The 21,848-nt window shown below is 70.1% G+C and carries 16 protein-coding genes; 7 read left to right on the top strand and 9 right to left on the bottom strand.

Features of this window, described 5'->3' with window-relative positions:
* Positions 1-381 precede the first annotated feature (381 nt).
* Both IG99_RS07250 and ptsP read left to right on the top strand, forming a co-directional pair.
* Positions 382-831, top strand: a complete 450-nt coding sequence (locus tag IG99_RS07250) for a PTS sugar transporter subunit IIA (protein WP_037670938.1) — start codon at positions 382-384, stop codon at positions 829-831.
* A 141-nt stretch (positions 832-972) separates the two neighbouring features.
* Positions 973-2,580, top strand: coding sequence for a phosphoenolpyruvate--protein phosphotransferase (gene ptsP / locus IG99_RS07245; RefSeq protein ID WP_234311762.1), 1,608 nt, complete (start codon positions 973-975; stop codon positions 2,578-2,580).
* 69 nt (positions 2,581-2,649) lie between these two features.
* On the opposite strand, the gene IG99_RS07240 is transcribed toward ptsP, so the two are convergent.
* Together IG99_RS07240 and IG99_RS07235 are read right to left on the bottom strand one after the other, a co-directional pair.
* A complete protein-coding gene (locus IG99_RS07240; protein WP_037670936.1) occupies positions 2,650-3,543 on the bottom strand; it encodes a hypothetical protein in 894 nt (297 codons plus the stop codon).
* 90 nt (positions 3,544-3,633) lie between these two features.
* On the bottom strand, positions 3,634-5,601 hold the full coding sequence (locus IG99_RS07235) for an acetoacetate--CoA ligase (RefSeq protein ID WP_037670934.1): 1,968 nt from the start codon (positions 5,599-5,601) through the stop codon (positions 3,634-3,636).
* A gap of 213 nt (positions 5,602-5,814) precedes the next feature.
* Between IG99_RS07235 and IG99_RS07230 the strand changes: the two genes are divergently transcribed.
* The gene (locus IG99_RS07230; RefSeq protein WP_037670932.1) at positions 5,815-8,181 is read left to right on the top strand and encodes a glycoside hydrolase family 31 protein; all 2,367 of its coding nucleotides are present in this window, start codon (positions 5,815-5,817) and stop codon (positions 8,179-8,181) included.
* 2 nt (positions 8,182-8,183) lie between these two features.
* Here IG99_RS07230 and IG99_RS07225 read toward each other — a convergent pair whose 3' ends face one another.
* Positions 8,184-8,717, bottom strand: coding sequence for an NUDIX domain-containing protein (locus IG99_RS07225; RefSeq protein WP_037670929.1), 534 nt, complete (start codon positions 8,715-8,717; stop codon positions 8,184-8,186).
* 68 nt (positions 8,718-8,785) lie between these two features.
* On the bottom strand, positions 8,786-9,595 hold the full coding sequence (locus IG99_RS07220; RefSeq protein WP_037670926.1) for a M15 family metallopeptidase: 810 nt from the start codon (positions 9,593-9,595) through the stop codon (positions 8,786-8,788).
* A gap of 114 nt (positions 9,596-9,709) precedes the next feature.
* Here IG99_RS07220 and IG99_RS07215 point away from each other — a divergent pair, with 114 nt between their 5' ends.
* The 4 genes from IG99_RS07215 to glpK all read left to right on the top strand — a co-directional run bounded on the left by IG99_RS07215 (position 9,710) and on the right by glpK (position 13,648).
* A complete protein-coding gene (locus IG99_RS07215) occupies positions 9,710-10,135 on the top strand; it encodes a Zn-ribbon domain-containing OB-fold protein (protein ID WP_037670924.1) in 426 nt (141 codons plus the stop codon).
* Entirely contained in the window at positions 10,132-11,322 is a 1,191-nt protein-coding gene (locus tag IG99_RS07210; RefSeq protein WP_037671023.1) for a lipid-transfer protein, read from the top strand. The genes IG99_RS07215 and IG99_RS07210 overlap by 4 nt, the downstream gene beginning before the upstream one ends.
* 604 nt (positions 11,323-11,926) lie before the next feature.
* On the top strand, positions 11,927-12,109 hold the full coding sequence (locus tag IG99_RS48625; RefSeq protein ID WP_158973140.1) for a hypothetical protein: 183 nt from the start codon (positions 11,927-11,929) through the stop codon (positions 12,107-12,109).
* An 18-nt stretch (positions 12,110-12,127) separates the two neighbouring features.
* A complete protein-coding gene (glpK, locus tag IG99_RS07205) occupies positions 12,128-13,648 on the top strand; it encodes a glycerol kinase GlpK (protein WP_037670922.1) in 1,521 nt (506 codons plus the stop codon).
* An 89-nt stretch (positions 13,649-13,737) separates the two neighbouring features.
* Here glpK and IG99_RS07200 read toward each other — a convergent pair whose 3' ends face one another.
* The 5 genes from IG99_RS07200 to IG99_RS07180 are packed head-to-tail and all read right to left on the bottom strand — an operon-like array spanning position 13,738 to position 21,786.
* Entirely contained in the window at positions 13,738-14,343 is a 606-nt protein-coding gene (locus IG99_RS07200) for a GTP-binding protein (protein WP_037670920.1), read from the bottom strand.
* Positions 14,324-17,968, bottom strand: coding sequence for a hydantoinase B/oxoprolinase family protein (locus tag IG99_RS07195; protein WP_037670919.1), 3,645 nt, complete (start codon positions 17,966-17,968; stop codon positions 14,324-14,326). Before IG99_RS07195 ends, IG99_RS07200 begins: the two co-directional genes overlap by 20 nt.
* A gap of 24 nt (positions 17,969-17,992) precedes the next feature.
* On the bottom strand, positions 17,993-18,388 hold the full coding sequence (locus IG99_RS07190) for a DUF742 domain-containing protein (RefSeq protein ID WP_037670917.1): 396 nt from the start codon (positions 18,386-18,388) through the stop codon (positions 17,993-17,995).
* Positions 18,389-18,397: 9 nt separating this feature from the next.
* On the bottom strand, positions 18,398-18,832 hold the full coding sequence (locus tag IG99_RS07185; protein WP_037670916.1) for a roadblock/LC7 domain-containing protein: 435 nt from the start codon (positions 18,830-18,832) through the stop codon (positions 18,398-18,400).
* On the bottom strand, positions 18,829-21,786 hold the full coding sequence (locus IG99_RS07180) for a nitrate- and nitrite sensing domain-containing protein (RefSeq protein ID WP_037670913.1): 2,958 nt from the start codon (positions 21,784-21,786) through the stop codon (positions 18,829-18,831). The genes IG99_RS07185 and IG99_RS07180 overlap by 4 nt, the downstream gene beginning before the upstream one ends.
* Positions 21,787-21,848 lie beyond the last annotated feature (62 nt).

Here is a 21,848-nt window from a genome sequence, read left to right as displayed (position 1 = left end):
ATATCTGGCGTTGACTTTTGGCACGCTGTTGAGTTCTCAAGGAACGGACGCTTCCTTTGTACTCACCCTCTCGGGCTTTCCTCCGGGCGCTTCCCTTCGTTGTTCCCAACTCTATCAGTGTTTTTCCGGCTCTCTGACCACCATCCTGCAGGCATGCAGAAGATGACCCCGAGATAGGATCTGACAAGTTGGATGCTGCCAGGCAAGGACGCTTGGTTGCGTCGCTCAGCCCCAGGCAGGGTTACGACTGTACACGGAGCCGCCGAGCGGGTGCAAATCGATTAGGGTTGGGGCCTAGACTGGTCTAGACCTCTATCGGGAGTACCCGGCGGAACCGGTACTTCCTATGACATATGGATCTCCACCCCTGGGAGGTTTCCCATGACCACCGTGACGTCCCCACTCGCAGGACGCGCCATCGGACTGGCAGCTGTGCCGGATCCGGTCTTCTCCGGGGCCATGGTCGGCCCCGGTACCGCGATCGATCCCGTGCGTGAGCCGTCCGAGGCCGTCTCGCCCGTGGACGGAGTCATCGTCTCTCTTCATCCGCACGCCTTCGTCGTCGTCGACGCGAACGGACACGGTGTACTCACCCATCTAGGCATCGACACGGTGCAGCTCAACGGCGAGGGCTTCGAGCTGCTCGTGAACAAGGGCGACACCGTGACCCGCGGCCAGGCCGTGGTGCGCTGGAACCCTGCAGCCGTCGAGGCCGCCGGAAAGTCCCCGGTGTGCCCGGTCGTGGCGCTGGAGGCCACGGCCGACGCCCTCTCCGACCTCCGCGACGACGGCGATGTGAAGGCAGGAGACAGTCTCTTCCTCTGGAAGTGACGTCAGCGCTGTCCTAGGACGGCTAGTACGACAACCACCGCGGCGGCGGGACCCGCCGCACTACCGGAGACGGGTGAGAAGGTGACAACGCTGCGAGGCGTCGGCGTGAGCCACGGTGTGGCGATCGGCGAAGTTCGGCACATGGGAACGGCGGTCCTCGAACCGCCTGCCAAGCAGATCCCGGCGGAGGACGCGGAGCGTGAACAGGGGCGCGCTCACAAGGCCGTGGAAGCGGTGGCCGCCGACCTGACAGCACGGGGCAATCTGGCGGGAGGCGAAGCACAGGCGGTGCTCGAGGCCCAGGCGATGATGGCCCAGGACCCGGAGCTGATGGCGGACGTGGAGCGCCGTATCGCGGTGGGCAGCACCGCCGAGCGCGGCGTGTACGACGCGTTCGCCGCGTACCGCGAGCTGCTGGCGGGTGCCGGAGAGTACCTCGCCGGCCGTGTGGCGGACCTGGACGATGTGCGGAACCGAATCGTCGCTCGTCTGCTCGGCGTTCCCATGCCAGGTGTCCCGGACAGTGACGAGCCGTACGTCCTTGTCGCGCGTGACCTCGCGCCGGCCGACACGGCTCTGCTGGACCCCACGCTGGTGCTCGGTTTCGTCACGGAGGAGGGTGGGCCCACCAGCCACAGCGCGATTCTGGCGCGGGCTCTCGGTGTTCCGGCCGTCGTCGCCCTGCCCGGCGCCGGTGAACTCGCCGAGGGAACGCTGATCGCCGTGGACGGCAGCACCGGTGAGATCTTCGTGGACCCGAGCGAGGAGAAGAAGGCCCAGCTGGAGGCCGCCGCCTCGGAGCGCAGGGCAGCGCTGGCCGCGTCGACGGGGCCGGGTGCCACAGCCGACGGTCACAAGGTGCCGCTGCTCGCCAACGTCGGTGGGCCGTCGGACGTCGAGGCCGCCGTCGAGGCGGGGGCGGAGGGCGTCGGACTCTTCCGTACCGAGTTCCTGTTCCTCGACGACAGCAAGAACGCGCCGTCCGAGGAGAAGCAGGTCGAGGCCTACCGGAAGGTGCTCGAGGCCTTCCCCGAGAGCCGCGTCGTCGTGCGTGTGCTGGATGCCGGTGCGGACAAGCCGCTCGATTTCCTCACCCCTGCCGACGAGCCGAACCCGGCCCTCGGCGTGCGTGGTCTGCGGACTCTGCTGGACCACCCCGATGTGCTGCGCACGCAGCTGACGGCGCTGGCGAAGGCCGCCGAGGGGTTGCCGGTCTATCTCGAGGTCATGGCCCCGATGGTCGCGGACCGTACGGACGCCAAGGCGTTCGCGGACGCCTGCCGTGAGGCGGGGCTGCGGGCGAAGTTCGGCGCGATGGTCGAGATACCGTCGGCGGCGCTGCGGGCGCGTTCGATCCTGCAGGAGGTGGAGTTCCTGTCGCTGGGCACGAACGACCTCGCTCAGTACACCTTTGCCGCCGACCGTCAGGTGGGCGCCGTGTCTCGTCTTCAGGATCCGTGGCAGCCCGCGCTGCTCGACCTGGTGGCGCTGTCCGCGGAGTCGGCAAAGGCCGAGGGCAAGAGCTGTGGTGTCTGCGGTGAGGCGGCGTCCGATCCGCTGCTCGCGTGTGTCCTGGCCGGACTCGGTGTCACCTCCCTCTCGATGGGTTCGGCGTCCATTCCCTACGTGCGAGCCACGCTGGCGAAGTACACCCTCGCCCAGTGCGAGCGTGCCGCGTCCGCCGCCAGGGCGGCGGACAGTGCGGGCGAGGCGCGGAATGCTGCTCAGGCGGTGCTGTCCGGCGAGTAGCCGTCGTGCGCCGTTGGTCCGGTGCTCCCGAGGGGCGCTCCACCTGCGGGTGGGGCGCCCCTCGCGTGTTCAGTGCCGGTGTCCGGGCAGGCGCTTGTCCTCTCCGAGGTCGGGCGGCGCGCCGTAGTCGACGTCGGACTCCGGGGAGATGAGGTCCCCGGATTCGATGTCGGTGCAGTAGGCGTCGAAGACCTCGCCGGCTGTCAGGGGTTCCAGACGGTCCCCGCGCAGGCGCCAGCCGTAGACACGGTCGGGGGTGCCGGGCGCGCTGGTGCGCATGACGAGTCCACCCGGGCTCTGCGTGGCGAGGCCGACGGCGAGGACGGTGGTGAATTCGAGGACCTCGGCCTCGTCGAGTTGTGCGATGCCGTCCGCTCCGTCGTCGGCGTGGAGGACGGCGACGAGCGCCTCCGGTGTCCCCGAGACACTGCAGACGAGGTGACTGCTGCCGGCGGGCGCGGTGTCGATGATGCGGTCGAGGAGGATCGAGGCGCGGGCCAGAGAGGCGCGTCCGATGTCCGCACCGCAGGTGGCGCAGGCGCCGCGGCGGGCCAGGAGTGTGGCGGCGTATTCCCAGGTCGCCTGTCGGATGGCTTCGTCGACGAGGGCGGGTACCAGGGCGGCGAGGGGCTGCCCCTCGTAGGGGACGCTGGGGCCGGTGGTCGCGAGTTCGGCCGTGAAGCGGGTGCGGCTGGCGGGGAGGTCGGGGTCGAGGCCCTTGTCCGCGCAGTACTCGGCGTACTCGAGTGGGTCGAAGAGGGCCACCGTCGTGTGGTTGCCCTGGGCGTCGCGGACCTTCAGAAGGGCCTCGACCTGTTGTAGGTAGGTCTCGTGGTCGTCGAAGGTGAAACTGCGGTAGCGCCGCATGGCGCGGAAGTCGTGTTCGTCTGTGAGCAGGCCGATGGTGCCGGCGATTTCGCGCCGCAGGACGCGCCGCATCGTCTGATGGTCGATGTGCGTCATGGATTCCCCCTGTGAGCGAGCAGTCGATCAATGCTCACTCACAGTAATCGGCGGCACTGACAACGGGCTCCCGGGTGGGGTGTTCCGGGGTCAGCCGCGCTTGCGGGCGAGGTCCTCGTAGAAGTGGAGCAGGCCGAGGTTGTCGATGGATCCGGGGTTGACGGCCTTTTCCAGGGGTGTGCCCTGGAGCAGGCGCTTGACCGGGACTTCGATGCGTTTTCCGGTGAGGGTGTGGGGGATGCCGGGCACCTCGATGACCTCGTCGGGGACGTGGCGTGGAGAGAGCTGTTCGCGGATGGTCTGCTTGATGCGTTTCAGGAGGGTCTCGTCGAGGGCGGCGCCGGGGGCCAGGTGCACGAAGAGGGGCATCCAGTAGCCGCCGTCGGGCTGTTCGATGCCGATGACGAGTGATTCCTTGATCTCCGGGAGCCGTTCGACGGCTTCGTAGATGTCGGCGGACCCCATGCGGACGCCCTGGCGGTTGAGCGTGGAGTCGGAGCGGCCGTGGATGACGACGGAGCCACGGGAGGTGAGGGTGATCCAGTCGCCGTGGCGCCATACGCCCGGGTAGGTGTCGAAGTAGCTGTCGTGGTAGCGGCTGCCGTCGGGGTCGTTCCAGAAGTGGATCGGCATGGACGGCATGGGGTTGGTGACGACGAGTTCGCCGACCTCGTCGACGAGTGGTTTGCCGCTGGGATCCCAGGACCGCAGGTCGGTGCCCAGCCCGGGTGCCTGCAGTTCACCGGTGTACACCGGGAGGGTCGGTACGGCGCCCGCGAAGCAGGAGCAGACGTCCGTGCCGCCGCTGACGGAGGCGATCCACAGATCGTCGCGGACCTCGTCGTGCAGCCAGCGGAAACCGTCGGGCGGCAGGGGCGAGCCGGTGGTGGCGACGCACTGGACGCGGGAGAGGTCGAAGTCGCGTGACGGGTGTACCCCTGCCTTGCGGCAGGCCATGACGTAGGCGGCGGAGGTGCCGTAGAAGGTGGCTCCGGTGCGTTCGGCGACCCGCCACTGGGCGCCGGTGTCCGGGTACCCGGGGCTGCCGTCGTAGAGGACGATCGTGGTGCCGGTCAGGAGGCCGGAGACGAGGAAGTTCCACATCATCCAGCCGGTCGAGGTGTACCAGAAGAAACGGTCCTCGGGGCCGAGGTCGCAGTGCAGGCCGAGCTGTTTGAGGTGCTCGATCAGGATGCCGCCCTGGGACTGGACGATGGCCTTGGGCAGGCCGGTGGTGCCGGAGGAGTAGAGCACCCACAGGGGATGGTCGAAGGGCACCTGCGCGAAGTCGGGTTCCTCGTCCGCGGCCGTGAGGGCCGACCATTCGAGGGCGTCCTCGGGGGCCTCGGTGCCCAGGATCGGGATGTGCACGACGGCGCGCAGGGTGGGCAGCTCGCGGCGCAGTTCGGCGACGGTCTCGCGTCGGTCGTGTTCCTTGCCGCCGTAGCGGTAGCCGTCGACGGTGAACAGGACGACGGGTTCGACCTGCTGGAAGCGGTCCAGGACGCTGCGGGCGCCGAAGTCGGGGGCGCAGGATGTCCAGACGCCTCCGACGGCGGCCGTGGCGAGGAGGGCGACGACCGCTTCGGGGATGTTCGGGAGGTAGCCGCTGACGCGGTCTCCGGGACGCACGCCCAGGGCACGCAGCTCGGCGGCGAGGGAGCCGACCTGGCGGCGCAGCTCGGCCCAGGTCATCGGGTGGGGATCGTGGGTCTCGTCGACGTGGAGGAGGGCTGGTTCGTCGGGGCGGGTCGCGGCGGCGCGCAGGGCGTGCTCGGCGTAGTTGAGGGTGGCTCCGGGGAACCACTGGGCGCCGGGCATCGCGCGATCACCCAGCACGCGCGCGTAGGGGGTGGAGAACCGTACGTCGAACCACTCCGTCACTGCTCTCCAGAACGTCTCCAGTTCGTCGACGGACCAGCGGTGGAGGGTTGGGTAGCCGCCTTCGGAGGGGGCGCCGTGGTGCTCGGCCGCCCAGGTCTGGAATGTGGTGACCTGTGCCCGGGCGATGCGTCCCGGATCGGGCTGCCAGAGCGGTTGGGGGTTCACGGTCGGCATCGGGCGGCTCCTGGACTGTGCGCGTCGTGGGCGTCGCTCGCGCACGGGCGGGGGTGTGCGCGTGACGCGGCTGACACGGACGATGCCATGTGATCGACTTGTACACCAGGGCGCGCCCTACATAGTCCGTGTCGTGAAGATGTGGTCCCGAGCTAGGTGAACGACAGTTGAACGACACGCATGTGGGGGGCGTTCGATGGCAGGGTGAGCAGCATGAACGGTCGTGACCTGGTGCGTTCGGTGAGGATGGTCGGTTCTGTGGGGGCGGCCCAGGGGTTGCGGACCGTGCGGGCCGCGTGGCGCAGGCGGCGAGCCGATGCCACCGGGTTGCCGTCGCGGAAGGGTGAGCGCGCACGGGTGCCCGGGCTCGTGCAGGACGTCGAGCCTGGCCCTGGCGGCGGGGTCATACGATTCAGCCGCTCGGAGTTGCGGATCACCGTCACCGTGAGCGGAGCCGTCTTCTGGGGCTGGGACGGAGCCGGTCCGGAGCCGTCGTACGCGCTCTCCGGCCGGAGTCCGGAGCCGGATCCGCGGGCGGTGCTGGAGCCGGACAAGGACGGGGGCTGGCGGGTCGTCGCCGAACGGGTGACGGTCGTGGTCTCGCGGCACGGGGCTGTCGAGGTGTGCACGCCCGGGGGCGTGATGCTGCGCCGCGACCTGCCGCCGCGCTGGTGGGAGCCGGACGGCGGGGGCGGTGCTCGCTGGATGCAGCGGTCCGAGGTCGCGGCGGACGCCAGGTTCTTCGGTCTTGGCGCGCGGGCGTCGGGGCCCCGGTTGCGCGACGGGACGTACCGGCTGTGGAACACGGACCCGGGTGGGGCGTTCGGTCCGGGTGACGACCCGCTGTACCTCACCATGCCGGTGCAGTTGGTCGTGGCCGACGCCGCCACGCATCTGGTGTTCCACGACACCTCGTGGGACGGGAGGGTGACGCTGCGGGAGGGCGAGGAAGGGGCCGGTTCCGGGCACGACCGGGCGGGGACCTGCGAGTTGCGCATGGATGGTGGTCCGTTGCGTTGCTGGGTCATGGTAGGCACGCCCGCGCGCGTGCTGCTCGCCTGGGCGTCGCTCACCGGTGCACCCGCGCTGCCGCCGGCGTGGGCGCTGGGGCACCATCACGCGCGGTGGGGCTTCGGCACGGAGCAGGAGGTGCGGCGGATCGTCGCCGGGTATCAGGAGCGCGGCCTGCCGCTCGACGCGGTGCACCTGGACATCGACCACTACGACGCCCATCAGGTCTTCACCGTCGACGAGGAGCGCTTCCCCAAGCTTCCGGTCCTGGCCGACGAGTTGCGACGGCACGGCATCCGGCTGGTGTCGATCGTCGACCCGGCGGTCAAGGCCTTGCCGGGCAACGCCGTGTACGACGGCGGGACGGCCGAGGACGCGTTCGTGCGGGACGCCTCGGGGCGGCTGGTGCGGGGGGTGGTGTGGCCCGGGGACGCCGTCTATCCGGACTTCACGCACGCGCGCGTGCGGCAGTGGTGGGGCGGCCTGTACGCGGAACGGCTCGCGCAGGGGTTCTCCGGGTTCTGGCACGACATGAACGAACCGACCTCGTTCGTCGCCTTCGGGGAGTCGACCCTGCCCCGTTCCGCCCGGCACGCCCTGGAAGGGCGCGGCGGTGATCACCGTGAGGCGCACAACGTGTACGCGCTGTGCATGGCCCGGGCCGGCTACGAGGGTCTGCGCGAGCTGATGCCGGAGGAGCGGCCGTTCGTCTTCTCGCGCTCGGGGTGGGCGGGCATGCAGCGTTACGGGGGCAGCTGGTCGGGTGACGTGGCCACGGGGTGGCCAGGGCTGAGGGCGTCGCTGTCGCTGGTGATGGGGCTCGGCCTGTGTGGGGTGCCCTACTCGGGGCCTGACGTGGGCGGTTTTGCGGGCAGCCCCTCGCCGGAGTTGTACCTGCGGTGGTTCCAGCTGGCCGCGTATCTGCCGCTGTTCCGCACGCACGCGAGCATACGTGCGGGGCGAAGGGAGCCGTGGGAGTTCGGCGAGGAGGTGCTCGAGCATGCGCGCGTGGCACTGCTCGAACGGCGTCGTCTGCTGCCGTACTTCCTGACGCTGGCGCATCTGGCGCGGCGTACGGGTGCTCCTTATGTGCGTCCGGTGTGGTGGGGCGCGCCCAGGGATCGTGCGCTGCGTGACTGCGAGGACGCCTTTCTGCTGGGCGACTGTCTGCTGGTGGCGCCGATCCTGGACCCGGGAGCGGACCGGCGTGCGGTGCAGCTGCCGCGGGGGTGGTGGTACGACACGGCCACGGGGAGGGCGTACGAGGGGCCGGGGCGGGTTCTCGTGGACGCTCCCTTGTCGCGCATTCCGGTGCTCGCGCGTGCGGGTGCCGTTCTTCCGGTGCGCGGCGCGGACGGTGGGCTGGAGCTGGAGGTGTGGGCGCCGGCTCATGGGCGGGCCGGGCGTGGGCTGGTGGTGGCGGAGGCGGGCGACGGCTGGGACGAGCCAGAGATCGAGCGTTACGTCGCCCGCTGGGAGGGCACGCGCGTGGTCGTCGAGCGCGAGGGTGAGGACGGCGTGTACGAGCCGTCCCACCCGGTGCGGGTACGGGGACTCGCGGAGCGCTGAGCTCAGTACCGTCCCTCGAACCACGCGCGTACGGCCACGGTGTGCAGAGGGAAGGCGAGCTCCTCCGGCCTGCGGAGCAGGTGCCAGCCCTCCGTCTCGCCGGTGGCCGTCGAGGTGGGAAGGCCCGCTGCGGGGCGTTCCGGCAGGAGGCCGAACAACAGGAGGTGGCCGTCGGGGGAGCTCATGGCGTCGACGAGCCGCACGTCCCGGCTCGCGGCGTCGATGCCGGTCTCCTCGTTCAGTTCGCGGACGACCGCGTGCCGCCAGTCCTCGCGGTCGTCGATGAAGCCGCCGGGCAGAGCGATGCCCCCGCGCGCGGGCGCGATGGTTCGGGTGATGACGACGAGGGCGGTGCCCTGTGTGTCGTACACGGGCTGGAGTGCGACCGCCACGGGCAGCGGGTTGCGGTAGGCCACGGTGTGGCAGGCCGGGCAGGTGCGGGGCCAGCCGGAGACGCCCTCTCCGTAGGGCGCGCCGCAGCTGGAACAGTGGGAGCCCGCTGCGGAGTTGGGGGTGGAGTGCTGAGTTTCGGACACGCGGCGGACTGTATCCGATCACGGGGAGGGCGTTTCGCTCAGGCGGCCGAATGACGTTTCTTCGCAGGTCAGGGGAGCTTGGGGAGGGATGAGTAGGCCACGGGGAAGTCGAAGTAGGTGTCCGGGTACGGCTCCGGTTTGAAGGTGTAGTGCCACCACTCCTCGGCGAGGTTCACGAAGCCGAGCCCCTCCAGGGTGGTCCTGAGGAGCAACCGGTTGGCGCGTTGCTGTCCCTGGATGCGCGGATCGAGGGTGTGGGCGAGGGTGTCGAAGCAGTCGAAACCGGTGCCCATGTCGACGGAGTTGTCGGGGAAGCGCTGGTCCCGGGGTGCGTAGCAGGGCACCAGGGGTTCGCCGGGAACGTAGGGCCGGGTGGGCCGGGCGGGGAGTTTCACGATGGTGAGGTCAAGGGTCGAGCCGCGGCTGTGTCCGGACTTCTCGGCGATGTATCCGTCGTCGAACAGCCGGCTCTTGTCGACGTTCGGGTAGAACTCGGGCTTCATGGCCTGGTCGTCGAGGTTCTCCGCCCAGCGGACGAAGTGGTTCACGGCGCGCTGCGGCCGGTAGCAGTCGTAGACCTTGAGGGTGAAGCCCTTGTGCGTCAACCGCGTCTGCGCCTGGTGAAGTGCTTCGGCGGCGGGGCGGGTAAGGAAGCAGAGGGGTTGCCGGTAGCCGTCGATGCGCTCCCCCACGAAGTTGTGCGGGGTGAAGTAGCGCATCTCCTGGAGGATCGTCGGGTCGACGGTTCTCAGGGCCACGAAGCCTCGGGGCGCCTTGGGGTCGGTCGTGGCCCGGGCGGTGGTGGAGGTCGCCGTCATCGCCAGCAGGGCGGTGAGGGCGGTGATCAGACCGCGTGCTGCGCGAAAGCGTCGTGTCATGTCTCCTGCCTGCCCAATTTCCTGGGCCGGTGGCACACTTCTGTCGTGGAGCAGTTCTGACGCATCGTCAGTTTCCGCTTTTCAGGAGGTGCTTTGGTGCGGATTCGCAAACCCGTGGTCACCGGATGGTTCGCCGGCGACGGGGACGACTTCAGGCTCCTCGGTACCCGCTGCTCGGCCTGCGCCTCGGTGTTCTTCCCGCGCGAGGAGGTGCACTGCCGCAACCCCGGGTGCCCGGGCGGCGCTCTGGAGGAGGTACCTCTCTCCCGGCACGGGCGTGTCTGGTCGTACACGGACAGCCGGTATCGCCCTCCGTCACCCTATGTGACCAATCCGGAACTTCCTTGGGAGCCGTACGCGTTGATCGCTGTGGAGCTGGAGTCCGAGCGGATCGTGGTGCTGGGACAGGCGGTTCCCGGGGTCACCGTCGCCGGTCTGGCGGTGGGCATGCAGGTGGAGGCCGTCCCCGGCGTGCTCTTCGAGGACGCGGAGACGGTCTGGACGACCTGGCAGTGGCGGCCGACGGGGGTGGAGGCATGACAGGTGAGGTGGCGGTGCTCGGCGCGGGCATGCATCCCTGGGGCAAATGGGGACGCGGTTTCGTCGAGTACGGAGTGGCGGCGGCCCGCGCGGCGCTCGCCGACGCCGGCCTGGACTGGCGGGACGTCGACTCGGTCGTCGGCGCGGACACCGTTCGCGGCGGCTACCCCGGGTATGTGGCCGGGGCGACATTCGCGAAGGCGCTGGGCTGGCAGGGAGCTCGCGTCGCGAGTGTCTACGCGGCGTGCGCTTCGGGCGCACAGGCGATCAACACAGCGCGGGCGCAGATCCTCGCGGGCCTGGCAGACGTGGTGCTGGTGGTGGGCGCGGACGCCGCGCCCAAGGGGTTCTTCAGGCCGGCGGGCGGGGACCGGCCCGACGATCCCGACTGGCTGCGCTTCCGAGTGCTCGGGGCGACCAATCCGGCGTATTTCGGGCTGTACGCGCGCCGGCGTATGGCGGTCCACGGGGACACTCCGGAGGACTTCGCCCAAGTGAAGGTGAAGAACTCCGCCATGGGGGCGCTGAACAGGTACGCGCGTTACCGCGCGCGGGTGACCGCCGAGGAGGTCGCCGCCTCGGCGGTGGTCGCCGATCCGCTGCGGCTCCTCGACATCTGCGCGACTTCGGACGGCGGCGCGGCGCTGGTCCTTACCGGCATGGAGTTCGCCCGCCGGCACGGCGCGGCCGATCCCGTGCGGATCCGCGCGGTGTCCACCGTGACGCCGCGCTACCCCAACACGGTGCTCGACCTGCCGGACCTGGCGACGGACTCCGCGGTGGCGGTGGAGCCCGCCCCCGAGACGTTCCGGGCCTCCATCGCGCGGGTCGCCTACGAGGAGGCCGGCATCGGGCCCGAGGACCTGTCCCTGGCGGAGGTCTACGACCTGTCCACCGCCCTGGAGCTGCAGTGGTACGAGGATCTGGGGCTGTGCGGTGAGGGCGAAGGCGCGAAGCTCCTGCGGGACGGCGCTACGGCGCCGGGAGGCCGCATACCCGTGAACATGAGCGGCGGACTGGCATCCTTCGGGGAGGCGGTGCCGGCGCAGGCGATCGCTCAGGTCTGCGAGGTGACCTGGCAGTTGCGGGGCACCGCCGGCGACCGACAGGTGGCGGGCGCGCGGGTGGGCATCACGGCGAACCAGGGGCTCTTCGGGCACGGGTCGGCGGTGATCGCCGTGCGATGAGGCCGACGGCGGACCTACGCTGTGTGACTGAGCGAGAGTGGTGCGTGAACATCCCGCGAACTGCGCCCGGGCGGCCGGCGGACGTCATGTTGTCCACGCCAGTGTTCCGTGCGCCCCCGGCAGCGTCGCGGACCACCGATAGGCGGAGGCTTGTCTGGCGCCCCTGAAGCAGGCCTGGAAGTCGCTGCCCAGGCCCGGCACCCCGTCACAGACTCGAACGATCACCGGAAAGGCCCTCGTATCGGCGGCCTCATGCTCGGCAGGCGCCCCGCCGCCGTCTGTGCGAATCTGAGAAAAAAGCGTCCGTCCTCTGCCTCTCGACCGTTGGTGTCGGCGACCTTGACGCCCTTTGGGCGCGCCGATGTCGAACGCTCCCGGTGTCAGTGGAATCGCCATCCAGATTCGGCGCATTCCGCCACTGCGCCGCACGGGCCCTCTGCTTTCGGGCCCGTCTCCCACGGGCGAATTGCGGATGCGACGGCACGCTCGTCACGGACGCCGGGCGGGATGCGAGGAACCCTGCCTTCGGCTGAAGTCGCCATGGAAAACGCACCCTGCACGAGGAATCGGGCCGATTGCCCCGGGTCGGGGCGAAGGAGCCGCCATGAGCAACGGAGACATTCGCGTCGGCGAGTCGATCGGAACAGCGATCCTGTTCCGCTTCGGTGTGCTCGCGGTTCCCGGTGCTGCCCACTCCGGCGCCGGTCGGCGACAACCGACACGTCGCGGGCATGGGCATCGTGCACACCTTCCTGCCGATTCCGAAATCCACAACGCAGCCATCTGACTCAGCCAAGGGGTAGCCATGACGGACAACGCCGAGAAGTACGTCGCCGCGATCGACCAGGGCACCACCTCGAGCCGCTGCATCGTCTTCGATCAGAACGGTGCGATCGTCGCAGTGGACCAGCGCGAGCACCGCCAGATCTTCCCCAAGCCCGGCTGGGTGGAGCACGACGCCACCGAGATCTGGGCCAAGGTGCAGGCGGTGGTCGCGGGGGCGATAGCCAAGGCCGGGCTGCGCGCCGACCAATTGAGCGCGCTCGGCATCACCAACCAGCGCGAGACGACGGTCCTGTGGGACCGTGCGACGGGCAAGCCCGTGCACAACGCGATCGTATGGCAGGACACGCGCACTGCGGCGCTGTGCAACGAACTGGGCGGATCGGACGGACAGGACCGTTTCCGCGAACAGACCGGCCTGCCGCTGGCCAGCTACTTCTCCGGGCCCAAGGCCGCGTGGCTGCTCGACAACGTGCCCGGCCTCAGGACCCGTGCGGAGAACGGCGAGATCGCCTTCGGCACCATCGACTCCTGGCTCATCTGGAACCTCACCGGCGGCACGGACGGCGGACATCACGTCACCGACGTGACCAACGCCGGCCGGACCATGCTGATGAACCTGGAGAGCCTCGAGTGGGACGAGTCCATCCTGAACGCGATGAACGTGCCCGCGGCCGTACTGCCCGAGATCAAGTCGTCCTCGGAGGTGTACGGGACGGCCGTGGGCCAGCTCGCCGGCGTCCCCGTCGCCTCGGCTCTGGGCGACCAGCAGGCGGCCGTCTTCGGGCAGGCCTGCTACGACGTGGGAACGGCGAAGAACACGTACGGCACCGGCAGCTTCCTGCTGCTGAACACCGGCAGCCGCCCGGTGCCGTCGAAGAGCGGGCTGCTGACGACGATGGGGTACAAGATCGGCACGGAACCGCCCGTCTACTGCCTGGAGGGAGCGATCGCCATCACGGGCGCGCTGGTGCAGTGGTTCCGCGACCAGCTGGGCATCATCCGTACCGCCGACGAGATCGAGCCGCTGGCGGAGAGCGTCGAGGACAACGGCGGCGCGTACATCGTGCCCGCCTTCTCGGGACTCTTCGCGCCGTACTGGCGCTCCGACGCGCGCGGCGTCATCACCGGCCTCACCCGGTACGTCACCAAGGCGCATCTCGCGCGCGCGGTGCTCGAGGCGACCAGCTGGCAGACCCGTGAGGTCGTCGACGCCATGTTCCAGGACTCCGGGGTGCACATCACCACCCTGAAGGTGGACGGCGGCATGACGAAGAACAACCTGCTCATGCAGCACCAGGCGGACGTGCTCGACGTGCCGGTGATCCGTCCGAAGGTCTCCGAGACGACGTGCCTGGGCGCCGCCTACGCCGCTGGGCTCGCCACCGGGGTGTGGAACGACCTCGACGAGCTCAAGGCGCACTGGAAGGAAGACGTCACGTGGACGCCGTCGATGGAGGCGTCGGTGCGTGACCGTGAGTACCAGAACTGGAAGAAGGCCGTGGAGAAGAGCTTCGGCTGGCTGGAGGACGGTCAGAGCTAGACACGCGCGCGGGTCGTTTCCGGGACGCGGCCCGTACCCCGGTCGTCGGGGTACGGGCCGCGGCCGTGTGGTTGTGCCGGCACGTCGGCTCAGCTCGTGACGCTCTGACGGCGCTCGGCCCCATATTCCATCGCGTGCTCGACGACGCCGATGAGCACGTCCTTGACCGACTCACGGTCGCGGGCGTCGCACAGCAGGAGCGGTACGTCGTCGTCCAGGTCGAGTGCCTGGCGGATGTCCCCCGCCGGGTAATGGGCGGCGCCCTCGAAGCAGTTGACGCCGATGACGAAGGGTATGGAGCGCCGCTCGAAGTAGTCGACCGCGGCGAAGCAGTCCTCCAGGCGGCGGGTGTCCGCGAGCACGACGGCGCCGAGCGCTCCCTCGGAGAGTTCGTCCCACATGAACCAGAAGCGCTCCTGGCCGGGGGTTCCGAAGAGGTACAGCACCAGGTCCTCGCGCAGCGTGATGCGACCGAAGTCCATGGCGACGGTGGTGGTGTGCTTGCCCTCCACGCCGCTGGTGTCGTCGACCGGGCGGCCGGCCTCGGTGAGGTACTCCTCGGTGCGCAGCGGTCTGATCTCGCTGACCGCGCCGACGAGGGTGGTCTTGCCCACTCCGAATCCGCCGGCCACCAGGATCTTGAGCGTGACGGGCTCGACCGGAGGCTTGCCGCGCTCAGAACGCCCGAAGATCATCGATCTGTTCTCCTGCTTGATGGGGGTCGTGCGGCGGTGGGCCATAGCCTCCGCCGCCGGGGGTTTCGATGACGAGTACGTCGTCGGGGCCGACGTCCGCCGAGTCGCTACCGCGCAGTTCGACCACGGTGCCGTCCGCCCGTTCCACACGGTTGGCCCCCAGGGCGCCGGGCCCACCGCCCGCCATGCCGTACGGGGGGACCCTGCGGTGCTGGGAGAGCGTGGAGACGGTCATGGGTTCGTGGAATCGGATGCGTCGGACCGCTCCGTCCCCGCCTCGCCATCGTCCATCGCCGCCGCTGCCGCACCGGAGGGCGAACTCGTCGAGCTGGACGGGCAGTCGCGACTCCAGGACTTCGGGGTCGGTGAGCCGCGAGTTGGTCATGTGGGTCTGGACGACGCTCGCGCCGGGGAAGCCGTCGCCCGCGCCGGAGCCGGAGGCGACGGTCTCGTAGTACTGGTGGTTCTGGTTGCCGAAGGTGACGTTGTTCATGGTGCCGGATCCCTCGGCCTGGACGCCGAGCGCCGCGTAGAGGGCACCGGTGATCGCCTGCGAGGTCTCGACGTTGCCTGCGACGACGGCGGCGGGTGGCTCGGGTGCCAGCAGGGAGCCGGCCGGCACGATGATCCGCAGCGGGCGCAGACAGCCGTCGTTGAGCGGGATGTCGTCGTCCACCAGGGTGCGGAAGACGTACAGGACGGCCGCGTTGACGACTGCGGAGGGCGCGTTGAAGTTGGTGTCCAGCTGTGCTGACGTGCCGGTGAAGTCGACGGTCGCCGACCGGTTCTCGCGGTCCACGCGCACGCGTACGCGGATGACGGCACCCGAGTCGGTCTCGTAGGCGTACTCACCGTCGTCCAGGGCGTCGATGACGCGGCGCACGGCCTCCTCTGCGTTGTCCTGGACGTGCTTCATGTAGGCCTGGACGACATCGAGGCCGAAGTTCTGGATCATGCGGCCGACCTCGTCGACGCCTTTCTGGTTGGCGGCGATCTGAGCCCTCAGGTCGGCGAGGTTGGTCCTGGGGTTGCGGGAGGGGTGGGGCGCCTCGCTGAGCAGGCGAAGCGTCTCCCGCTCTCGGAGGCGGCCGTTCTCGGCGAGCAGCCAGTTGTCGAAGAGCACGCCCTCCTCCTCGATGGTGCGGCTGTTCGCCGGCATCGAGCCGGGGGCGATGCCGCCGATCTCGGCGTGATGGCCGCGGGAGGCAACGTAGAAGAGGATTCGGTGACTCTTTGTGTTCGAGGAAGCTGTGGGGCTGTGCGTCTCGAACACGGGGGTGATGACGGTGACGTCCGGGAGGTGGGTGCCGCCGTGGTACGGGTCGTTGACCGCGTAGGTGTCCCCGGGCCGCATTCCGGTACTTCGGCGCCGGATGACCTCTTTGACGGTCGTGCCCATCGAGCCCAGGTGGACGGGGATGTGCGGGGCGTTGGCCACCAGGTTTCCGTCGGGGTCGAAGAGGGCGCAGGAGAAGTCCAGCCGTTCCTTGATGTTGACGGACTGGGCGGTGGACTCCAGTCGGGCACCCATCTGCTCGGCGATCGACATGAAGAGGTTGTTGAAGACCTCAAGCAGAACCGGGTCGGCTTGTGTGTCGAGACCGGAACTCTCCGTGATCGCCGCGCGTTCCATGACCAGATGCCCGTCGTCGGTCGCCGCGGCCTGCCAGCCGTCGTCGACGACGGTCGTCGCACTGGCCTCGGTGATGATCGCGGGTCCGGTGACGGTCTCGCCGGGAGGCAGTTCCTCGCGGCGGTGGAGGGGTACGTCGCGCCAGGCGCCGCCCGTGTGCAGGTGGACGGTTCCGGGCGTGGCGAAGTGGCCTTCGTACGGGGCGAGGGCGGAGAGATCGGGGGTTGGGGTGATGCCGGTGGCTTCCACGGAGAGCGCTTCGACGACGATCGGGCGGTCGAGCGTGAAGGAGTACGTGGCGCGATGACGTTCTTCGAAGGCGTGCCTCATCGGGTCGGGCTCGGTCAGCTCGACGGTGAGGGTGGTGTCGGTGCCGTCGTAGCGCAGCTGGGCGCGGCGGGTGACGTGGACGGAGCCCCCTGGGACGTCCTCGGCGAGGAGCTCGGCGCGGGCCGCGGCCTCGAGGTCGTCGGCCGTCTTGAGGACGGCGGGCATCGTGGCGGGCTCGAGGGGTGCCTCCACGGACTGTTCGCGCATGGCCGTGGTGTCGGCGAGGCCGATGCCGAGGGCGGAGAGGACACCGGCCATGGGCGGCACGAGGACGGTGCGGATGCCGAGCGAGTCGGCGACCATGCAGGCGTGCTGGCCTCCGGCTCCGCCGAAGGTGGTGAGGGCGTAGCGAGTGACGTCGTGCCCCTTCTGCACGGAGATGCGTTTCACGGCGTTGGCGATGTTGGCCACCGCGATCTGGAGAAAGCCCTCGGCGACCTGCTCGGGGGTGCGGTCGTCGCCCGTGCGGTCGCGGATCTCGCGCGCCAGGGCGGTGAAGCGGTCGCGGACGAGTCCCTCGTCGAGGCGCTGATCGCCGTCGGGGCCGAAGACCTTGGGGAAATGCGCGGGCTGGATCCGCCCGAGCATGACGTTGGCGTCGGTGACGGCGAGCGGGCCGCCGCCGCGGTAGCAGGCGGGGCCCGGGTCCGCGCCCGCCGAGTCCGGCCCCACCCGGTAACGGGAGCCGTCGAAATGGAGGACGGAGCCTCCTCCGGCCGCGACGGTGTGGATGTCCAACATGGGCGCGCGCAGCCGGACTCCCGCGATCCGCGTGGTGAAGACGCGTTCGTACTCACCCGCGAAATGGGAGACGTCGGTGGAGGTTCCGCCCATGTCGAAGCCGATGACGCGGTCGAAGCCGGCGAGCTGCGACATGCGGGCCATGCCGACGATGCCGCCCGCGGGCCCGGACAGGATGGCGTCCTTGCCGCGGAACTGCCCGGCTTCCGTGAGTCCGCCGTTGGACTGCATGAACATCAGCCGTACGCCTTCGAGCTCGTCGGCGACGTGCTGGACGTAGCGGCGCAGCACGGGCGAGAGGTAGGCATCGACGACTGCGGTGTCCCCGCGCGGGACGAGCTTCATCAGCGGGCTGACCTCGCTGGACAGCGAGATCTGCGGGAAGCCGATCCGGGCGGCCAGCGCGCCGACGGCCTTCTCGTGGGCGGGGTGGAGGTGGCTGTGGAGACAGACCACGGCGACGGCGCGGATGCCGGCGTCGTAGGCGTCTTCGAGGGGGCCGGCGAGGGCGTCCAGGTCCGGTGGACGCAGGACGGTGCCGTCGGCGGCGATGCGCTCGTCGACCTCGACGACCCGTTCGTGGAGCAGTTCGGGGAGGTCGATGCGGCGGGCGAAGATGTGGGGCCGGTTCTGGTAGGCGATGCGCAGGGCGTCGCGGAAACCGCGGGTGACGACCAGCACGGTCCGCTCGCCCTTGCGCTCCAGGAGGGCGTTGGTGGCGACGGTGGTGCCCATCCGCACCACGTCGACGGGCTCGGAGGAGCCGTCCAGGAGTGCGTGTACTCCCGCGACCGCCGCGTCGGCGTACCGCGCCGGGTTCTCCGACAACAGCTTGTGCGTCAGGAGCCGGCCGTCCGGGCGCCGCGCGACGATGTCGGTGAAGGTGCCACCCCTGTCGACCCAGAACTGCCAGCCCGTCACGTCCTCACCCCGCTTCCGCGCCGCTCACAGCGCTCGCAGGCCGTTGATCACGTCGCGCAGAATACTCTCGTCCGGCAGTTCGGCAGGGGGCACGGGCCGGTTCACATGGACGAGTTCCGCGTCCACGAGGTCCCCGACGAGGACCCGTACCACGCCGATGGGCAGGTTGAGGTCGGCCGCCAGTTCGGCGACCGACTGCGGAGTGTCACGGCACAGGTCGACGATGTCCACGTGTTCCGGGGACAGGCTGGGGTCGGCCTCCGGATCGTCCACATGAGGTTCCGCGACGACCACCGCGATCAAGTCGAGGCGGTGCTGGCCCGCACTGGTGGTGCGGCCGCGCGTCATGGCGTACGGGCGGACGACCGGTCCGGCTTCGTCGTCGAACCAGTGACTTCTTCCCTGACCGTCTGCGCTCATGCCATCCCACTACCCGCCCGAGGGCAGATCGGTACGCGGGGCGGCAGCCAGATGTACGCCGACCCGCTTGACCAGGAGGGTCATCTCGTACGCCACCTGGCCGACATCCGAGTCGGCGTCGGCCAGGACGGCGAGGCAACTGCCGTCACCGGCGGCCGTCACGAAGAGGAAGGCCTCGTCGAGTTCGACCACGGTCTGCCGGACGTTGCCCGCCTCGAAGTGGCGTCCCACGCCCTTGGCGAGGCTGTGGAAGCCGGAGGCGACGGCGGCGAGGTGCTCGCTGTCCTCCCTGGTCAGGTCCCTGGACACCCCGGTCGGCAGGCCGTCGCCGGAGAGCACGAGGGCCTTGCGGATGCTGGCGACGCGGTCGACGAGGTCGTCGAGAAGCCAGTTCAGCTCGCCCGTGTTGGTCGCGCTGTGGCCGGTCGCCTTTGGTGCGGTCATCGACCGTCCCCCTTGTTCGTTCCTTGTGGTGCTGTGCCGCTGTGGGCGTCGTCGCCCGCGGCGTTCTCTGCGCGGCCGCGCTGCCAGCCGCGCTGGAGCGAGGCCATTCGGCTGCGCACCTCGTCGGCGTCGCGCTCGACGAGCTCCGCGCTCTCCTCGGTGCGTCGTCCGGTGCCCTTCTTCAGCTGCGGGGCCAGGTTCGCCTGGCGTACGCGTCGGGGCAGCGCCCCTGGGCCGGAGCCTGCCTCGTGAGGCGCGGGCTCCCCTCCGGCCGCTTCGGTCGCGGGCCGGTGGCCGGTCCCGTACGAGCCGGATCCGTGGCCGGTCTCGTACGGCGCGCGCTCGGGGCGGTGGTTCGTTTCTTCCGAGGCGCCGGGCGCGATCGCGGGACGCCTGGTGCGACTGGGCGGGGAGGGGGCCTCCGAAGGCTCTTCCGCGCCGCGGCCGGGGTAGGCCGACTCGGCGCCCTGAGCGGTGCGGTCGGGCCCCCCGGGCCCTCGACGGAGGGACGCCTCCGCGCCGCGTCGGCGGGTCGGCAGCGGAGCGGGCATCCCCGCCCCTGTCTCCGCCTCCGGGCGTCGGGGGCCGGGATGCGTCGCGGCCTCCTCGGCCGCCTCCTCCCGGCGGGACCGCTGGTCGGTGACCGGGCGTCCGTGCGAACTGACGAGCTTGGGCGTTCGCCGTTGCGGCAGCGGTACGGGGGCACCGGCACCCGAGTCGGTGCCGGCTGCCCCGGCCGAACCACTCGTGCCGGGGAGTCGTCGACCGGGCTCGTCGGGGTGGCCGGTCGACGTCGCGTCGACGTGGGCGTCGGAGTGGCGCGGCCGGAAGAGCGCGCCGCGCTCCCCGTCCTCCTCGTCGAGGGGGTCGGGGAAGCCGGCGAGGGCGTCCAGGTCGACCGGGGCCTCCAGTTCGACGGGGCCGTCGAGGAGCGAGGCGGGCAGGCCGGGGCGCAGGCCGGGCACCTGGGTGAGTGCGGCCCTGCGGCTCTCGACGGGCTCGGCCTCCTTGGCGGGCCGGGGCCGGTCGAGGCGAAAGCCGATGCCGTTGGTGTCCGGGACGTCGTCGGTGAGCAGCGCGTCGGGAATGAAGACGACGGCGGTGGTCCCGCCGTACGGGGACGGCTGGAGCGAGACCCGGACGTTCTGTCGCTGGGCGAGCCGGCTGACGACGAACAGTCCGAGCCGGTCGGTGTCGGAGAGTTCGAACTCAGGGGTCTCGGCGAGGCGGAGGTTGGCGTCCATGAGTGCCTCGGCCGCCATGCCGAGACCACGGTCGTGGATCTCCAGGGTGAAGCCGTTGGCCACCCGCTCGCCCAGGACCTGGACTGCTGTGTGTGGCGGGGAGAACACGGTGGCGTTCTCGAGAAGTTCGGCGACGAGGTGGGTGAGGTCCGCGACGGCCGGTCCGGTGACGGCGACCCGCGGCAGACGGCGGACCTCGATGCGTTCGTAGTCCTCGACCTCGGCGACCGCGGCCCGGACGACGTCCATGAGCTGGACGGGCTTGCGCCACTGCCGGGAGGGGGCGGCGCCCGAGAGGATGACGAGACCCTCGGCGTGCCGGCGCATGCGGGTGGTCAGGTGGTCGAGGCGGAAGAGGTCGGCGAGTTCCTCGGTGTCCTCGGTCCTGCGCTCCATGGTGTCGAGCAGGGTGAGCTGCTTGTGCAGGAGGACCTGGCTGCGGCGGGCGAGGTTGACGAAGACCTCGGAGACGCCGGAGCGCAGCTCGGCCTGCTTGACGGCGGCCTCGACGGCGGCGCGTTGCAGGGTGTTGAGGGCTTGGCCGACCTCGCCGATCTCGTTCCTGTCGTACTCCAGACGCGGAACCTCGGTCTCCACGTCGACCTGTTCACCGGCGGAGAGGCGGCGCATCACGCTGGGCAGCCGGATGCCCGACGCCTCGTGTGCCTCAAGACGCAGCTGCCGCAGGTCACGGATGAGGGTGCGGCCAATACGTACGGACAGGAAGAGCGAGACCAGCAGGGCGATCAGCCCGAGGACGCCCACGGCGACCGCCTGGACGATGACGCCGATGGCAACGGGGCGGACACGGTCCTGGTAGCGGTCGTTGGCCTGGTCGTCAAGGGTGGCGAGTTCGTCGAGAACGTTTCCGGCCGTGGTGTCCCAGATCTTGGCGGTGACGCCGCGGGGCATGCTGCCGGGCTTGGCGGCGATCGCGGACTGCTCGGCCGTCCGCAGCGGGGCGGTGGTGGCGTTCTTCCAGAAGCGGTCGTACCGTTCGCGCTCCGCGGTGGGCAGTTGCGTGAGGCTGACGTCGTAGACGGCTTCTCGCTGTGCCTCGAGGTCCGAGACGTGACGGATCTCGTCGCGGGTGAGCCGGCCCACGACCAGGGCGGAGCCGAGGAGGGCGTCTTCCTGGGAGAGCAGTTCACGGGCCCGGGCGATGTTCACGAGGGCGCGGTACTGCTTGTCCATCTCCACGCTGTCGACGACGTCCAGGTTGGACAGCAGGGCGTAGCAGGGATCGATCAGACGGTTGTAGAGGTCCAGGGCCTGGGAGCGGGTGACGGTGCCCTCCTCGACGCTGCGGCGCAGGGAGTCGAGGCCGTCGAAGGCGTCCAGGACGGCGGTCAGGCTTTCGCCGTCATCCTGGTCCAGGGCGTCGCGCACATCCGAGTCCTTGGAGTTGCGGCGGATCTCGGCGACGGCTTCGTCCGTGCCGGTCCGGGTGTGACGGAGTGCGGCGAGGGCGTTGGCTGCCCTGGGGTCGGCCAGGTAGACGAGGGTCTGGCGGCGTTCCTCCTGGATGTCCCGGACGGTGTCCTCGACCGGGTAGCTGATCTTCTCCACCACGTCGGAGACGTTGAACAGCCGCCCCGCCTCTCGCCCCGTGAGTACCGTGGCGAAGCCCCAGATGGCCGTCAGGGACACCAGCGGCACGAGAAGCAGCGCCACGATCTTCCGGCGGATGGACTTCCCGCGAAAGCGCATGGCCTCCCCCAGCTCAACCCCCACCATCCAGGGGGTACACATGTGCGTCAACAAACGGCGCG

The organism is Streptomyces griseus subsp. griseus, assembly GCF_000720255.1.
In the GTDB taxonomy this organism is placed as follows: Bacteria; Actinomycetota; Actinomycetes; order Streptomycetales; family Streptomycetaceae; genus Streptomyces; species Streptomyces griseus_I.
Note: the sequence above shows the minus strand (reverse complement) of the source record. Positions and strands in the feature narration are given on the sequence as shown.

Coding starts and splice junctions, on each gene's coding strand:
- glpK (WP_037670922.1), top strand. CDS start 12,128: ATGACGGACAACGCCGAGAAGTACGTCGCCGCGATCGACCAGGGCACC.
- IG99_RS48625 (WP_158973140.1), top strand. CDS start 11,927: ATGAGCAACGGAGACATTCGCGTCGGCGAGTCGATCGGAACAGCGATC.
- ptsP (WP_234311762.1), top strand. CDS start 973: ATGGGAACGGCGGTCCTCGAACCGCCTGCCAAGCAGATCCCGGCGGAG.
- IG99_RS07235 (WP_037670934.1), bottom strand. CDS start 5,601: ATGCCGACCGTGAACCCCCAACCGCTCTGGCAGCCCGATCCGGGACGC.
- IG99_RS07190 (WP_037670917.1), bottom strand. CDS start 18,388: ATGAGCGCAGACGGTCAGGGAAGAAGTCACTGGTTCGACGACGAAGCC.
- IG99_RS07210 (WP_037671023.1), top strand. CDS start 10,132: ATGACAGGTGAGGTGGCGGTGCTCGGCGCGGGCATGCATCCCTGGGGC.
- IG99_RS07200 (WP_037670920.1), bottom strand. CDS start 14,343: ATGATCTTCGGGCGTTCTGAGCGCGGCAAGCCTCCGGTCGAGCCCGTC.
- IG99_RS07250 (WP_037670938.1), top strand. CDS start 382: ATGACCACCGTGACGTCCCCACTCGCAGGACGCGCCATCGGACTGGCA.
- IG99_RS07185 (WP_037670916.1), bottom strand. CDS start 18,832: ATGACCGCACCAAAGGCGACCGGCCACAGCGCGACCAACACGGGCGAG.
- IG99_RS07180 (WP_037670913.1), bottom strand. CDS start 21,786: ATGCGCTTTCGCGGGAAGTCCATCCGCCGGAAGATCGTGGCGCTGCTT.
- IG99_RS07220 (WP_037670926.1), bottom strand. CDS start 9,595: ATGACACGACGCTTTCGCGCAGCACGCGGTCTGATCACCGCCCTCACC.
- IG99_RS07230 (WP_037670932.1), top strand. CDS start 5,815: ATGAACGGTCGTGACCTGGTGCGTTCGGTGAGGATGGTCGGTTCTGTG.
- IG99_RS07240 (WP_037670936.1), bottom strand. CDS start 3,543: ATGACGCACATCGACCATCAGACGATGCGGCGCGTCCTGCGGCGCGAA.